At 64.7% G+C, this 13,919-nt stretch carries 12 protein-coding genes; 5 read left to right on the forward strand and 7 right to left on the reverse strand.

The genetic code is table 11. The features are described 5' to 3' along the window. Positions 1 to 453 precede the first annotated feature (453 nt). The 4 genes from H3H51_RS07625 to H3H51_RS07640 are packed head-to-tail and all read right to left on the reverse strand — an operon-like array spanning position 454 to position 4,074. Positions 454 to 1,533, reverse strand: a complete 1,080-nt coding sequence (locus tag H3H51_RS07625) for an ABC transporter permease (RefSeq protein WP_183088454.1) — start codon at positions 1,531 to 1,533, stop codon at positions 454 to 456. Next, positions 1,530 to 2,468 (reverse strand): ABC transporter ATP-binding protein, encoded by a 939-nt coding sequence (locus H3H51_RS07630; protein ID WP_220790893.1) that lies wholly within the window; start codon positions 2,466 to 2,468, stop codon positions 1,530 to 1,532. The genes H3H51_RS07625 and H3H51_RS07630 overlap by 4 nt, the downstream gene beginning before the upstream one ends. Then, on the reverse strand, positions 2,461 to 3,420 hold the full coding sequence (locus tag H3H51_RS07635) for an HlyD family secretion protein (RefSeq protein ID WP_183088455.1): 960 nt from the start codon (positions 3,418 to 3,420) through the stop codon (positions 2,461 to 2,463). The genes H3H51_RS07630 and H3H51_RS07635 overlap by 8 nt, the downstream gene beginning before the upstream one ends. Next, positions 3,421 to 4,074, reverse strand: a complete 654-nt coding sequence (locus H3H51_RS07640) for a TetR/AcrR family transcriptional regulator (protein WP_183088456.1) — start codon at positions 4,072 to 4,074, stop codon at positions 3,421 to 3,423. Positions 4,075 to 4,229: 155 nt separating this feature from the next. Here H3H51_RS07640 and H3H51_RS07645 point away from each other — a divergent pair, with 155 nt between their 5' ends. Genes H3H51_RS07645 through H3H51_RS07655 form a run of 3 tightly spaced genes read left to right on the forward strand, consistent with a single transcriptional unit; the run spans position 4,230 to position 7,314 of the window. Beyond that, positions 4,230 to 6,218 carry an FUSC family protein gene (locus H3H51_RS07645; protein ID WP_183088457.1) on the forward strand — a complete coding sequence of 663 codons (1,989 nt, stop codon included), beginning with the start codon at positions 4,230 to 4,232 and terminating at the stop codon, positions 6,216 to 6,218. Beyond that, positions 6,205 to 6,408 (forward strand): DUF1656 domain-containing protein, encoded by a 204-nt coding sequence (locus H3H51_RS07650; protein WP_183088458.1) that lies wholly within the window; start codon positions 6,205 to 6,207, stop codon positions 6,406 to 6,408. Before H3H51_RS07645 ends, H3H51_RS07650 begins: the two co-directional genes overlap by 14 nt. 15 nt (positions 6,409 to 6,423) lie before the next feature. Continuing rightward, on the forward strand, positions 6,424 to 7,314 hold the full coding sequence (locus H3H51_RS07655) for an efflux RND transporter periplasmic adaptor subunit (protein ID WP_183088459.1): 891 nt from the start codon (positions 6,424 to 6,426) through the stop codon (positions 7,312 to 7,314). A gap of 193 nt (positions 7,315 to 7,507) precedes the next feature. On the opposite strand, the gene H3H51_RS07660 is transcribed toward H3H51_RS07655, so the two are convergent. The 3 genes from H3H51_RS07660 to H3H51_RS07670 form a co-directional block, all read right to left on the reverse strand. Further along, complete coding sequence (locus H3H51_RS07660) at positions 7,508 to 7,978, reverse strand: MaoC family dehydratase (protein WP_183088460.1); 471 nt, start codon at positions 7,976 to 7,978, stop codon at positions 7,508 to 7,510. After that, complete coding sequence (locus H3H51_RS07665; RefSeq protein WP_183088461.1) at positions 7,975 to 8,934, reverse strand: alpha/beta hydrolase; 960 nt, start codon at positions 8,932 to 8,934, stop codon at positions 7,975 to 7,977. Before H3H51_RS07665 ends, H3H51_RS07660 begins: the two co-directional genes overlap by 4 nt. A gap of 74 nt (positions 8,935 to 9,008) precedes the next feature. Further along, on the reverse strand, positions 9,009 to 9,737 hold the full coding sequence (locus tag H3H51_RS07670) for a substrate-binding periplasmic protein (RefSeq protein WP_235981310.1): 729 nt from the start codon (positions 9,735 to 9,737) through the stop codon (positions 9,009 to 9,011). Positions 9,738 to 9,936: 199 nt separating this feature from the next. On the opposite strand from H3H51_RS07670, the gene fadD2 reads away from it, so the two are divergent. Continuing rightward, positions 9,937 to 11,625, forward strand: coding sequence for a long-chain-fatty-acid--CoA ligase FadD2 (fadD2, locus tag H3H51_RS07675; protein ID WP_183088462.1), 1,689 nt, complete (start codon positions 9,937 to 9,939; stop codon positions 11,623 to 11,625). 242 nt (positions 11,626 to 11,867) lie between these two features. After that, complete coding sequence (gene fadD1 / locus H3H51_RS07680; RefSeq protein ID WP_183088463.1) at positions 11,868 to 13,559, forward strand: long-chain-fatty-acid--CoA ligase FadD1; 1,692 nt, start codon at positions 11,868 to 11,870, stop codon at positions 13,557 to 13,559. Positions 13,560 to 13,919 lie beyond the last annotated feature (360 nt).

The raw sequence follows: 13,919 nt of genomic DNA on the forward strand, positions 1-13,919 counted from the left end.
ACGCTCGGCCTCCTGACGGGATCTTGGCTCCGAGTCGCCTGAAGGCTTTTGCTCTTTTCTTGTTCTGTTTGTACGGACCATCAGGCAACACCAACTCCCCCTTCAGTAGGGTGAACGGAATCGTCGTGACACGGAGCGAAGCGAAGTAACAGCCGTAGGCTGGCCCGAAGGGCGAGCGAAGCGAGTCAAGGGGTTGAGCGGCATGGATGCCGCGAGAGCCGCGATGGGCCAGGGATGGCCCTTCGCGGCGGGCCCCTGGAGCGATGATGGAGTGAAACGAAGTAACAGCCGAAGGCTGGTCACGAACCCCGGCGTAGCCGGGGCCGGATGCAGGGGTGGCCTTCTCTTTGGTTACTTTCTCTTGGCCAGACAAGAGAAAGTGACTCGCCCGGGAGGGCGAAACCAGAAGTATCGAAGCACTCGGCAGATAGCTATGCCCAGGGCCGGCCTGTCTCAGTCCAGCCGCTTACTTACCCGAGTAACCGCCAGCGCCAGCAGAACAATGGCAAACACCAACAGCACCACCATCTCCAGCCATAAATCGAGCAACCCCGCCTCACGCAGCATGATGCCGCGCGCCAGGCGCAGGTAGTGGGTGAGCGGCATCAGCTCGGCAAACCACTGCGCCACCTTGGGCATGCCGGCAAAGGGGAACATGAACCCCGAGAGCAGGATCTGCGGCAGAAAGGTAAAGAAGGCGATCTGCATGGCCTGGAACTGCGTGGTGGTCAGGGTCGAGATGTACACCCCCAGGGCCAGGCTGGCGACGATGAACAGCAGCGACGCGCCGTACAGCTCCAGCAGCGAACCGCGTACCGGCACGCCGAACAACCAGTAGCCGACCACCAGGATCACCGTGACCTGGATCAGGCCGATGCCAACGAAAGGCAGCACCTTGCCGAGGGTCAGCTCCCAGGGCGACACCGGCGTGGCAATGAGCATTTCCAGGTTGCCGTGCTCGCGCTCGCGCACCAGGGCCACGGCAGTGAACAGCACCATGGTCATGGTGACGATCACCCCGATCAGCCCGGGCACTGTGTTCAGCGGCGCCAGGCGTTCCGGGTTGTAGAAGTTGACCACTTCCACGCCTTGCTCGTTCTGCCAGCCGGGCAGCGGGTAGGCCGCCAGTTGGCGCGCCGAGGCCTGCACGCTCTGGTCGGAGCCATCGACCACCAGTTGCAGCGGCGCGCGGTCATGGCGCTGCAGGCGTGCCTCGAAATCGCTGGGCACCACCAGCGCCGCGCTGATCTTGCCTTCGCGCAGCAGGCGGTCGATTTCCTGCGGGGTGTTGAGGTGGTAGCGCAGGTCGAGCACCTGGCTGGAGGCGATTTCCGCGATCACCTCGCGCGAGTTGGCGGTGTTGGCCTGGTCCAGCACGGCCGCGTCCATGCCGCGGATGTCGGTGTTGATGGCATAGCCGAACAACACCAGTTGCAGCAGCGGTACGCCGGCGATCATGACGAAGGTCAGTTTGTCGCGGCGCAGTTGGCGCAGTTCCTTGATCACGATGGCGAACAGGCGGCGCAGGTTCATGGCGTGGCCTGCACAGGATTGCGGGTGACGCTGACGAACACGTCTTCCAGGTTGGCCGGGGCGTCTTGCAGATCGGCACGGATGCCCTGTTCGCGCAGGCGGGTTTCGATGGCGGCGCGTGAATCGGCGCTGGCGCAGAGTACGCGCAGGGTGGCACCGATCTGCGCCATGGCCAGCACGTCGGGGCTGCCTTCCAGGGTGCGCTGCGCCTGGCGTGGCTGCGCGCAGTGGATCAACAGCGGGTGGCCGGGCAGGGCATCCATCAGCTCCTGCGGGCTACCGTCGGCGACCAGGCGGCCTGCGTCGAGGATGCCCAGGCGGGTGCAGCGCTCGGCCTCGTCCATGTAGTGGGTGGAGACCAGCAGGGTGGTGCCGGCGTCGGCCAGTTCGAACAGCGAGTCCCAGAATTCGCGGCGCGACTGCGGATCGACCGCGCTGGTGGGTTCGTCGAGCAACAGCAGATCGGGCTTGTGCAGCACCGCGCCGGCCAGGGCCAGGCGCTGCTTCTGTCCGCCGCTGAGGGTGCCGGCCATCTGCGTGCGGCGGTCGGCCAGCCAGTAGCGCTCCATCACTTCGTCGATGCGCTGGCGCGCTTCACGGCGGCCCAGGCCCTGCACGGTGGCGAGGAACTCGAGGTTCTCGTAGACGCTGAGGTCTTCGTAGAGGGAGAACTTCTGGGTCATGTAGCCGATACGCCGCTTCAGTTCTTCGGCGTCACGCGGGATCTGGCAGCCAAGCACCTCGATCTCGCCTTCGCTGGGCAGCAGCAGGCCGCAGAGCATGCGGATGGTGGTGGACTTGCCGCAGCCGTTGGGGCCGAGGAAGCCGAACACTTCGGCACGGGGTACGCTGAGGTCGAGGTGGTCGACCGCGGTCAGGCTACCGAAGCGTTTGCTCAGGCCGCGTGCGCGGATCACCAGGTCGGTGTCATTCATCGCTGGCCCGTTCCGCGTGCAGGGGCAGGCCGGCGGGCAGCTGGCGCGCGGCGTCGCCTTCGAGCAGCAGTTCGCTGCGGTACATCAGGCGGCTGGCGTCATCGCCGGTCAGGGCGTAGTAGGGAGTGAAGCTGGCTTCGCTGTGGATGCTGCGCACGCGGGCCTTGAACGGCTGCTCGATGCCTTCGACATACACGCGCATCGGGTCGCCGATCTTCACCTGGGCGCGCAGGTTGGAGGGAATGAACACGCGCGCATAGGGCGCCTCGCCGACCAGCAGGCTGACCAGTTCGGAGCCTGCGGCGGGCTGGTCGCCGATCTTGAACGGCAGGGCATCCACACGCCCGGCACGGGGTGCGCGCAGGCTCAGGTGTTCACGGCCCACCTGCAGTTGCGCCAGGTTGCCGCGCGCGGCGTCCAGCGCGGCCGCAGCTTGTTCGAGCTGTTCGGGGCGGGTGCCGTTGGTCAGCTCGCGCAGCTGCGCCTCGGCATTGCGGGTGGCGGCGCTGGCCTGGTCGCGGGCGGCGCGCGAGCGGTCCAGCTCGGCGATGGCCACCTGCTTGCGCTGGTAGAGGGCGGCGATGCGCTGGAAGTTGCGCTCGCTGTCGACCTGTTCGGCCCGGTTGCGCGCCAGGGTGGCGCGGGCTGCGTCGATGGTTTCGACCCGTGCGCCGTTGCTCAGCTCGGCCAGGCGCGCGCTGTTCTGCGCCACTTCGGCGCTGGCCTGGGCGATGCGAGCGTCCTGGCGGCGCGGGTCGAGTTCCAGCAGCAGCTGACCGGCTTCGACCGGGTCGCCTTCGGCCACATGCCAGTTGAGGATGGTCTCCGACGCTTCGGCGGGGAGGGCGATACGGTCCCATTCGAGACTGCCGAGCAGTTCATCGTGGCTGCTTTCACAGCCGCTCAGGGCGACTAGCAGCATGAGGCCGGCAAACAGGGGAAGAGGGCGCATTCAGGCCTCCATGCCGTGGCTCAACAAGGCCAAGGTGTGGGCGATCAGCGCGTCGTCGCCGATCTGCGGGTTATCGAAAATGCCGCGCCAGAGCGGTGCAGCGGCGTAGGGCAGGATGGTCAGGCCCATCAGCGAGACCACCAGCAGGCGTGGGTCGAGCGCTGGGTTGAGGGCGCCACGGGCCTGGGCAGCGGCGAAGCGCTGGGCCAGCAGCAGCGGCACCATGGGCGCCACGCGGCTCATCAGCTGCTCACGGAGCAGGCCGCCTTCGCAGAGGATCTCGCGCACCCACAGCTGGGACACCCAGGGGTGCTCGGCCACCGTGCGGCTCAGATCCCGGATGAACACGGTGACCAGCGCCTGCGGATCGTCGCCGGCCTGCTGCAGGCCCTCGGAGGCGCGCTGGATCAGGGGCAGGAAGCGCTCCTCGACCATCGCCTCGACCAGCTTCTGCTTGTTGCCGAAGTAGTAGTTGAGCAGGGCTGGAGTGACCCCGGCGCGCTCGGCAATCACGCGCAGGCTGGAGGCCTGGATGCCGTTGTGGGCGAACGCCTCTGTGGCCACGTCGAGCAGTTGCTGGCGTTGCCCCTGGGCATCGCCGGCGGGGCGGCCTGGAGTTCGGGGGGCTTTGTTGCGGGTGTCTGATTTGTCCATGGTCAAATAATTAACTAATCAATTAATTAATTGCAAGACCGTTTATCCATTGCCTGGCTGGACGAATATAGATAGCCGGCTAATAATTAGCATTGTTCGATAAGCCTTCCGCAGAACCCGCTATGTTCAGATAGGACCTTCACTCGGTAGTCAGCGTGCGAGATTTGTTGTCGGTTTTTCTCTTTCCCAGCCGTGCCGCCCTGCAATTCGCCTGCAAAACCTTGCTGGGCGGCGGGTTGGCGCTGTGGTGCGCGTTCCGTTTCGGCCTTGAACAACCGCAGTGGGCGCTGATGACGGCCATCATCGTGGCCCAGCCGTTGTCCGGGATGGTGGTGCAGAAGGGCATGGCACGCCTGCTCGGGACGCTGGTCGGCACCTGCATGTCGGTGCTGTTCATGGGCCTGTTCGCCCAGGCGCCTTGGTTGTTCCTGCTGGTGATGGCCTTGTGGATGGGCCTGTGCACGGCTGCCTCGACGCTGCTGCGCAGCGCCTGGGCCTATGCCTTCGTGCTGTCGGGGTACACGGTGGCGATCATCTGCCTGCCGGCGATCAGCCATCCGCTGGCGGTGTTCGATCAGGCCGTGGCGCGCTGCACGGAGATCTGCCTGGGCATTCTCTGCGCCACCGCCTGCAGCGCGCTGCTCTGGCCACAGCGGGTCGAGCTGCAAGTGGCGCAGCAGGCGCGCCTGACCTGGGAGGCCGGCATGCAGGCGGTGAGTGGCGCGCTGAGTGGTGCCACCCAGGGGCGCCAGGGCTTGCTGGAAGTGCTCGGGCGCATCGTCGCGGTGGATGCCCAGCGCGAGCACACCTGGTTCGAGGGCGAGCGTGGGCGCCAACGCGGTCGTGCATTGCGCGTGCTGACGCGTGATCTGCTCAGCCTGTTGCGCCTGGCGCGCGGTGTCGCGCGGCAATGGCGCCAGCTGTCGCCGGTCGAGGCGCTGGGGCTGGCGCCGTGGTTGAGCGAGGTGCAGGGGGCGCTGGCCGAGCCGCAGCACGCCGATCTGCCTGCTCTGCGTGAGCGTTTGCGCCTGGAGTCCCAGGATGAGCGCCACCCGCCGCTTCGACAGTTCTGCCTGGCGCGCCTGGCCGTGCTGATCCGCCAGTTCCTGCTGGCACGCGAGGCGCTGCGTGCGGTTGAACTGGGTGTGGCGCCAAAGGATGCGCCGCCGCCGCTGTCCTGGCACCGCGATGTGCAGACGGCGCTGGTCTACGGCCTGCGCAGTGCGCTGACCTTCATCGCGCTGTCGGCGTTCTGGCTGCTCAGTGCCTGGCCATCGGCCAGTGGCGCCTTGCTGATGGCGGTGGTGCTCTGCAGTCTTTTTGCCAGCCGCGAGAACGCGGCGCAGATCGGTATGGGCTTTCTGCGCGGGGTGCTCTATGCGTTGCCGGTGGCCTTCGTTGCCGGCCAGTTGCTGCTGCCGCAATGGAGCGGTTTTCCGCTGCTGTGCCTGGCCCTCGGCGTGCCCCTGTTGTTTGGCGTGCTGGGCATGGCGCGCCCGGCGCTGGCGGGCACTTCGACGGCGTTCTGCCTGCAGTTCATCACCCTCTGTGCACCGCAGAACAACATGGTTTATGACGTGGCGGCCTTCATCAATTCGGGCATTGCCATGCTGGTCGGGGTCAGTTGCGCGGTGCTGGCATTCCGCCTGGTGAGCCTGCAGAACCCGATATGGCATGGCCGCCGCCTGCTGCGCGCGAGCCTCGATGACCTGGCGCGCCTGACCTCGCGGACTCTGCCCGGTGCCGACAACTGGTTCGGCGGGCGGATTGCCGATCGTCTGCTGCAACTGGCGCGGCACTACCCGGTGTTGCCCAGTGAAACCCGCAGCCGTTGGGACGATGGCGTGGCCTGCCTTGACCTGGGCGACGAGCTGCTGCACCTGCGCGCCTGCCTGACCGTGGCCCAGGTGCCACAGGGCGAGGCCGAGCAGCGCTTCTGGCGGCAGTTGCAGCAGGTACTGCAGATCGGCCCGGACAGCGCCCAGGCCGCTGCCCTCGAACAAACCGGACAGCAGCTGCAGCAGGCGCTGCTGGGGTATCCGCAGTCGGCCGAGTTGCGCCTGGCCGAGGCCGCGCTGCTGCAATTGCAGGTCAGCTGGCGGCAGTGGTGCGAACGACAAGGAGACGGTTATGGATTTGCATGAGTGGGCCTGGGGCGGTGTGCTGCTCAGCCCGATGCTGGTTTACGCGCTGCTGGCGCTGCTGCTCACCGGCGTGCTGCGCCTGGGCCTGCAGCGCGCCGGGGTAGCGCGCTGGATATGGCACGAGGCGCTGTTCGACTCGGCCCTTTATGTGTGTGTGCTGGCAGCGCTGGTCGCGCTGTTATCTGCCTGAGCAAGGAACCTTGATATGCAAGCTGCTGTGCGCAAGCTGATTACCCTGGCCCTGGTGGTCGTCGCCATCGCCGCCGGCTACTGGCTGTGGAATTACTACATGCTGTCGCCCTGGACGCGCGACGCGCGGGTGCGCGCCGATGTGGTGATCGTCGCGCCCGATGTGTCCGGTTGGGTGGTCGAACTCAAGGTGCACGACAACCAGCAGGTCAAGGCTGGGGACCTGCTGTTGAGCATCGACCGTGAGCGCTACCAGGCCGCCCTGGACAAGGCGCGCGCGCTGGCCGAGACGCGTCACCAGCAATTGCGCCTGCGTGAGCACGAGGCCAGTCGTCGTGTGCAACTGGGGCCGCAGGCGATCAGTGCGGAATTGCGCGAGAACGCGCAGATCAGCGCCGCCATCGCCCGCAGCGAATACCAGGAAGCCCTGGCGGACGTGAAGGTGGCCGAACTCAACCTGACTCGCAGCGAAGTGCACGCGCCACGCGACGGGCAGATCACCAACCTGCACCTGGCCCAGGGTAACTATGTCCAATCCGGCCAGGCGCTGATGGCGCTGGTGGTCGACGACTCGTTTTATGTGCAGGCCTATTTCGAGGAAACCAAACTGCCGCAGGTGCAGGTCGGCGCGCCGGTGCGGGTGCTGTTGATGGGCGGCGATGTGCCGCTGCAAGGCGAGGTGGAAAGCATCAGCCGCGGCATCACCGACCGCAACGCGGTGCCGGACAGCCAGTTGCTGGCCAATGTCGAGCCGACCTTCAACTGGGTACGCCTGGCCCAGCGCATTCCGGTGCGGATCAAGCTCAAGGAGTTGCCGCAGCACCTGCAGCTGAGTGCGGGGATGACGGCCAGTGTGAAGGTGCTGGCTGAGGCAGCGAGCGAGCAGCAGGCAGTAAGCGCGCCTTAGTCCAGGCTGGATGCGAAATAAACGACGGTTGCAACGGCAATAAAGCCGGAGCTTGGCTTGAGTCGCTACGCGTGCACCTAGTCTAAGTGGGCTGGCTCCTACAGATCGTGCACACATAACTGACAAGGCACCTATAAAAAAGCCCCGTCGGCAGCGTGCAGGCGGGGCCTTTTGGGCTCGGGCGGGAGCAGCTTCAGCCCACCGTGACCTGCGGCATCGCTGGCATGGTCACGGTCTGCTCGGCGCGTGGCGCCAGCACTTCGGCTTCACCGTCGACCACTTGCTCGTTGTTCTGGTTGAACACGCGGGTGGCCAGTTTGACGCGGCCCTTGGGCAGCTTTTCCAGCACTTCCAGCTTCACGGTCAGGGTGTCGCCGAGTTTCACCGGGCGGGTGAATTTCAGGCTCTGGCCGAGGTAGATGGTGCCCGGGCCGGGCAGGCGGCAGGCGATCGCGGCACTGATCAGCGCGCCGCTGAACATGCCGTGGGCGATGCGCTCCTTGAACAGGGTTTCGGCGGCGAAGGCGGCGTCCAGGTGAACCGGGTTGTTGTCGCCGGATACGGCGGCGAACAGCTGGATGTCGCGCTCTTCCACGGTTTTTTCGAAGCTGGCTTGCTGGCCGACTTCGAGGGCGTCGTAGGGGATGTTGGTGACCTGGGTCATGCGGGCTCCTTGGCAGGTGTTGAGCACTGACGGCTGTGGGCGAGGGTGCTGTTCAGCCAGTCGAGCAGATGGGCGGTGACCTCGTCGCGATTGCTCTCGTTGAGCAGCTCGTGGCGGGCTTCAGGGTAAATCTTCAGTTGTACGTCCTTGATCCCGGCGGCGCGCAGGGCGCCGGCCAGGTCTGCAAGACGCTTGCCCTGGCTGACCGGGTCACTGTCGCCGCCAACCACCAGCAGCGGCAGGTCGTGGTCGATCTGCGCCAGGTTGCGCACCGGGGTGATCTGTTTGAAGCCGTCGATCAGGTCGACCCACAGCTGGGTGCAGCAGATGTAGCCGCACAGCGGGTCGTTGACGTACTTGTCGACTTCCGCCGGGTCGCGGCTGAGCCAGTCGAAGGCCGTGCGGTTGGGCTGGAAGGCCTTGTTGAATGAGCTGAACGAGAGAAAGTCGATCAGTTTGCTGCGCGCATTCGGGCCCAGGCGCCAGCGTTCGAAGCGGGTCAGCAGGCTGGCGGCTTTGTACAGGCCCAGTGGCTGATAATTGGAGCCGGACAGGATCGCCCCCTGCAGGCTGCAGCTGTGCTGCATCAGGTAGGCCATGCCGATGTAGCTGCCCATGCTGTGACCGAGCAGGATGATCGGCGCCTGCGGGTGCTGCTGGCGGATATGGTGGTTGAGGCTGGCGAGGTCGCCGACCACCTTGCTCCAGCCATCGCGGTCGGCATACAGCCCCAGTACACCGTGCTCAGCGGTGCGGCCGTGGCCGCGCTGGTCGTGGGCGTAAACCTCGAATCCATCCGCCACCAGCACTTCAGCCAGGCGGGCATAGCGCGCGCTGTGCTCGGCCATGCCGTGGGCGATCATCACCACCGCCTTGGGCGGCTGCTCGGTGAACCAGCGATTGAGATAGAGCTGGGCCCCATCACTGGCGGCGAGCCAGAACGCATGGTGCTGCATGGAAGGTCCTTGTCCGTGGGGAAAGCGGCATTGTGCATGGCTGGCCGAATCCGGCAAAGCCCAACGGACCGCGACTACTGTGGCGGTGCGTGGCGCCGCAGAATCTGCATGTACTCGCCGCTGGCGTGCAGCTCGCGCAGGCCGCGTTCGAACATCGCCGCCCAGTCCGGCTGGCCCGGCGTTTGTGGGCGGAAGCCGATGAACAGTGGCAGGCGTTCGAGGGCCGGTTCCTGCCAGATCAGCTTGCCGCGCAGCTCATCATCGGCGGCGATCAGGTATTCACCGACGGTGCGTTCCAGCAGCACCAGGTCGAAGCGGCGGGCTTCCAGTTTGCGCAGATTGCTGATGTCGTCCACCGCCTCTTCGATGGCAATGCCCGAACGCAGAATGGTCGGTGGATAGCCGTAGCCGCGCACGATGCCGACCTTGTGGCCCTTGAGGTCGCTGAGTTGGCGAAAGTGCTGCGGTTTGCTGCGCCGCACGAACAGCCCGAGCTGGCTGTAGAACAGCGGGCGCGAGGCGTTGAGTTTTTCTTCCATGATTTCCTGTGGCCACAGCGCCAGGGCACCCTGGTAAAGGCCGCTGTGCAGGTCGGCACGCACTCGCGCCCAAGGCAGGAAGTCGATGCGCACGCGCTGCCCCTGGGTGGCGAAGGCGCGGGTGGTCAGCTCGACGATGCTGCCGCCAGCAGGCATCAGCTGCGAGCTGTAGGGCGGGTATTCCAGGGTGGCCAGGCGCAATTCGGCGGCCGTGGCCGGCAGCAGGACGAGCGAGAGCAGGGCGGCGATCAGGCGCAGGTGCATGGGCAGGGAGAGGGTCCGGACAAACACATGGATGGTTACAACTAAGGCTAGCAAGCGTGGCGGCGTATCTTCGGCAAGATTCACGTGATCAATGACACCTGCCAGCTATTTGCCTGATCCGGTAGAGCTGCTAAGTTCCGGCGATGCCTTCCCCATGCAGCGGGACGGTTCAGACATTAGGTCAAGGGGAATAAGAACAATGCAACCTGACTTCTGGGACGACAAACGCCCGGCTGGGGTATCCAACCAGCTCGATCTCACCACCTACCGCTCGGTGGTCGAAGTATTCGAGCGTTCTTGCAAGAAGTTCGCCGATCGTCCGGCCTTCAGCAACCTCGGCGTAACGCTGACCTACGCCGAACTGGAACGCTACTCCGCGGCCTTCGGCGCCTGGTTGCAAAAGAACACCGACCTAAAGCCCGGCGACCGTATCGCCGTGCAGATGCCCAACATTCTGCAGTACCCGATTGCCGTGTTCGGCGCCATGCGCGCCGGGCTGATCGTGGTCAACACCAACCCGCTGTACACCGTGCGCGAGATGCGCCATCAGTTCAACGATGCCGGCGTGCGCGCCCTGGTGTACCTCAATACCTTCGGCAAGTCGGTGCAGGATGTACTGCCCGACACGCAGATCGAGTACCTGATCGAAGCGCGCATGGGTGACATGTTGCCGAGCCTCAAGGGCTGGCTGGTCAATACCGTGGTGAAGAAGGTCAAGAAAATGGTGCCGGATTACCACCTGCCCCAGGCCCTGTCCTTCAAGAGCGTGCTCAGCACCGGGCGCAGTCATGCACTGAAGCCGGTCAAGGTCGGCCCGGACGATGTCGCCGTATTGCAGTACACCGGTGGCACCACCGGCGTGGCCAAGGGCGCCATGCTCACCCACGGCAACCTGGTGGCGAACATGCAGCAGGTGCACAACTGCCTGCAGCAGCAGGGCGAAGACGGCATGCCGCTGATGCGTGAAGGCGGCGAGATCATGATCGCGCCGCTGCCGCTGTACCACATCTATGCCTTCACCGCGAACTGCATGGGCATGATGGTCAGCGGTAACCACAACGTATTGATCACCAACCCGCGCGACATTCCCGGCTTCATCAAGGAAATGGGCAAGTGGCAGTTCTCCGCGTTCCTGGGCCTCAACACCCTGTTCGTCGCGCTGATGGACAACCCCGAGTTCAAGAACCTCGACTTCTCCCGCCTCAAGCTGACCAACTCCGGCGGCACCGCCCTGTCCAAGGCCACTGCCGAGCGCTGGCAGCAGGTCACCGGTTGCGCCGTGGTGGAAGGTTACGGCCTGACCGAAACCGCCCCGGTGGCGACCACCAACTGCTACGGCGCCCTGGCGCGCCTGGGCACCGTGGGCATCCCGGTGGCGGGCACTGCGCTCAAGGTGATCGACGACGAGGGCGTCGAGCAGCCGATCGGTGAGCGTGGCGAGCTGTGCATCAAGGGCCCGCAGGTGATGAAAGGCTACTGGCAGCGCGAGGAAGCGACCGCCGAAGTGCTCGACGCCGAAGGCTGGTTCAAGACCGGCGACATCGCGGTGATCGACCCGGACGGCTACGTGCGCATCGTCGACCGCAAGAAGGACATGATCATCGTCTCCGGCTTCAACGTGTACCCCAACGAGATCGAGGACGTGATGATGGCCCACCCGCAGGTGGCCAGTTGCGCGGCCATCGGTGTGCCGGACGAGAAATCCGGCGAGGCGGTCAAGCTGTTCATCGTCGCCCGCGAGGGCGGGGTTACCGCCGAAGAGATCAAGGCTTATTGCCGCGAGAACTTCACTGGCTACAAGGTACCCAAGCACATCGTCTTCAAGGATGCCCTGCCGATGACCCCGGTCGGCAAAATCCTCCGTCGCGAGTTGCGCGACATCGCGTGAAATTCCGCTGAGGCCTGTTCTGGCCTGGGTTTCAGCGTTGCGCCTGAGAAAATGACCGATCAGCGATGATCGGTCATTTTTTTGACCGGCAAGGGCTACTTTGGTGCTGGTCGCTCCTAGGCAAAGCTGCTACTCTCGGCGCGCTTTTTTGCCGCACCCAGTGCCAAAAGAAGGCACACTTATCACAACAAATCGCCGCCATTCGCGCGGTGAACATAGCTGTAGCTCAGGAGTAGGCTTCCATGACCGAAAACTTCTGGAAGGACAAGTACCCTGTCGGGATCGCTGCCGAGATCGATGCCGACCAGTACCCCAATATTCAGACCGTACTGAAACAGTCCTGCCAACGCTTTGCCGACAAGCCTGCTTTCAGCAATCTGGGCAAGACACTCACTTATGGTGAGATGTACGAGCTCTCCGGGGCGTTCGCCGCCTACCTGCAGACTCAAACCGATCTCAAGCCTGGCGACCGTATCGCCGTGCAGCTGCCGAACATCCTGCAATACCCGGTCGTGGTATTCGGTGCCATGCGTGCTGGCCTGATCGTGGTCAACACCAACCCGCTGTACACCGCGCGGGAAATGGAACACCAGTTCAACGACTCCGGCGCCAAAGCCTTGGTGTGCCTGGCCAACATGGCCCACCTGGCCGAGGAAGTGCTGCCCAAGACCGGCGTCAAGCACGTCATCGTCACCGAGGTCGCCGACCTGCTGCCGCCGCTCAAGCGCCTGCTGGTCAACGCCGTGGTCAAGTACGTGAAGAAGATGGTGCCGGCCTACAACCTGCCGCAAGCCGTCAAATTCAACGCTGCTTTGGCTCTGGGTCGTGGCAAGCCGGTAACGGAAGGCAACCCGGCCGGCAACGACGTGGCTGTGCTGCAGTACACCGGTGGCACCACCGGCGTGGCCAAGGGCGCGATGCTGACCCATCGCAACCTGATCGCCAACATGCTGCAATCCAAGGCGCTGATGGGCTCCAACCTCAATGAAGGTAGCGAGATCGTCATCTGCCCGCTGCCGCTGTACCACATCTACGCCTTCACCTTTCACTGCATGGCGATGATGCTGACCGGCAACCACAACATCCTGGTCACCAACCCGCGCGACCTGCCGGGCACCGTGAAGGAACTGAGCAACTGGAAGTTCAGCGCCTTCGTCGGCCTCAACACCCTGTTCGTGGCGCTGTGCAACAACGAGGCGTTCCGCAACCTGGACTTCTCCTCGCTGAAGCTGACCCTGTCCGGCGGCATGGCCCTGCAACTGGCCAGTGCCGAGCGCTGGAAGGAAGTCACCGGCTGCTCCATCTGCGAAGGTTACGGCATGACCGAAACCAGCCCGGTGGTCTCGGTGAACCCGTTCCAGAACATCCAGATCGGCACCATCGGCATTCCGGTTCCGTCGACCCTGTGCAAGGTTATCGACGATGCCGGCAACGACCTGCCGCTGGGCGAGCGTGGCGAGCTGTGCGTGAAGGGCCCGCAAGTGATGAAGGGCTACTGGCAGCGCCAGGAAGCCACCGACGAAATGATCGATGCCGAAGGCTGGTTGAAGACCGGTGACATCGCCATCATTCAGGACGACGGCTTCATGCGCATCGTTGACCGCAAGAAGGACATGATCCTGGTGTCCGGCTTCAACGTGTACCCGAACGAGCTGGAAGACGTGCTCGCCACCCTGCCGGGCGTGCTGCAATGCGCCGCCATCGGTGTGCCGGACGAGCGTTCCGGCGAGGCGATCAAGGTCTTCGTGGTGGTCAAGCCGGGCGAAAGCCTGACCAAGGACCAGGTGATGGAGCACATGCGTGCCAACCTCACCGGTTACAAGGTGCCGCGTTCAGTCGAGTTCCGCGACAGCCTGCCGACCACCAACGTCGGCAAGATCCTGCGCCGTGAACTGCGCGATCAGGAGCTGAAGAAACTGGCCACCCCGGCCTGATCTTCACCCTGACCTGAAAAGCCCCGCCTCGGCGGGGCTTTTTTATGCCGGCTGTTTATTGCCAGCAGGCGACGCTTGCGTGTGATCCGCCGGTAGCCCGCCACTCGCAGGCTCTGGCTTCTATCCCCTCGCCCCTCTGGGGAGAGGGCTAGGGTGAGGGGCGAGTTTTCAGGCCAGCACCGTCGCGGCCCCATGCCCATCACCCCCAGCCCCTCTCCCCAAAGGGTAGAGGGGAGCAGCCCTGCCGACGCTCATTCGTCCGAGCTGCAATTACGCAAAAGACAGCCCGCAACTCGCAGGCTCTGGCTTTCATCCCCTCGCCCCTCTGGGGAGAGGGTTAGGGTGAGGGGGCGAGTTTTC

The organism is Aquipseudomonas ullengensis, from assembly GCF_014174475.1.
Taxonomy (GTDB): domain Bacteria; phylum Pseudomonadota; class Gammaproteobacteria; order Pseudomonadales; family Pseudomonadaceae; genus Aquipseudomonas; species Aquipseudomonas ullengensis.

What these genes read in the sequence shown, in the direction of transcription:
- H3H51_RS07625 (WP_183088454.1), bottom strand. Translation starts at nt 1,533, where the DNA reads ATGAACCTGCGCCGCCTGTTCGCCATCGTGATCAAGGAACTGCGCCAA.
- H3H51_RS07630 (WP_220790893.1), bottom strand. Translation starts at nt 2,468, where the DNA reads ATGAATGACACCGACCTGGTGATCCGCGCACGCGGCCTGAGCAAACGC.
- H3H51_RS07635 (WP_183088455.1), bottom strand. Translation starts at nt 3,420, where the DNA reads ATGCGCCCTCTTCCCCTGTTTGCCGGCCTCATGCTGCTAGTCGCCCTG.
- H3H51_RS07640 (WP_183088456.1), bottom strand. Translation starts at nt 4,074, where the DNA reads ATGGACAAATCAGACACCCGCAACAAAGCCCCCCGAACTCCAGGCCGC.
- H3H51_RS07650 (WP_183088458.1), top strand. Translation starts at nt 6,205, where the DNA reads ATGGATTTGCATGAGTGGGCCTGGGGCGGTGTGCTGCTCAGCCCGATG.
- H3H51_RS07655 (WP_183088459.1), top strand. Translation starts at nt 6,424, where the DNA reads ATGCAAGCTGCTGTGCGCAAGCTGATTACCCTGGCCCTGGTGGTCGTC.
- H3H51_RS07660 (WP_183088460.1), bottom strand. Translation starts at nt 7,978, where the DNA reads ATGACCCAGGTCACCAACATCCCCTACGACGCCCTCGAAGTCGGCCAG.
- H3H51_RS07665 (WP_183088461.1), bottom strand. Translation starts at nt 8,934, where the DNA reads ATGCAGCACCATGCGTTCTGGCTCGCCGCCAGTGATGGGGCCCAGCTC.
- H3H51_RS07670 (WP_235981310.1), bottom strand. Translation starts at nt 9,737, where the DNA reads ATGCACCTGCGCCTGATCGCCGCCCTGCTCTCGCTCGTCCTGCTGCCG.
- fadD2 (WP_183088462.1), top strand. Translation starts at nt 9,937, where the DNA reads ATGCAACCTGACTTCTGGGACGACAAACGCCCGGCTGGGGTATCCAAC.
- fadD1 (WP_183088463.1), top strand. Translation starts at nt 11,868, where the DNA reads ATGACCGAAAACTTCTGGAAGGACAAGTACCCTGTCGGGATCGCTGCC.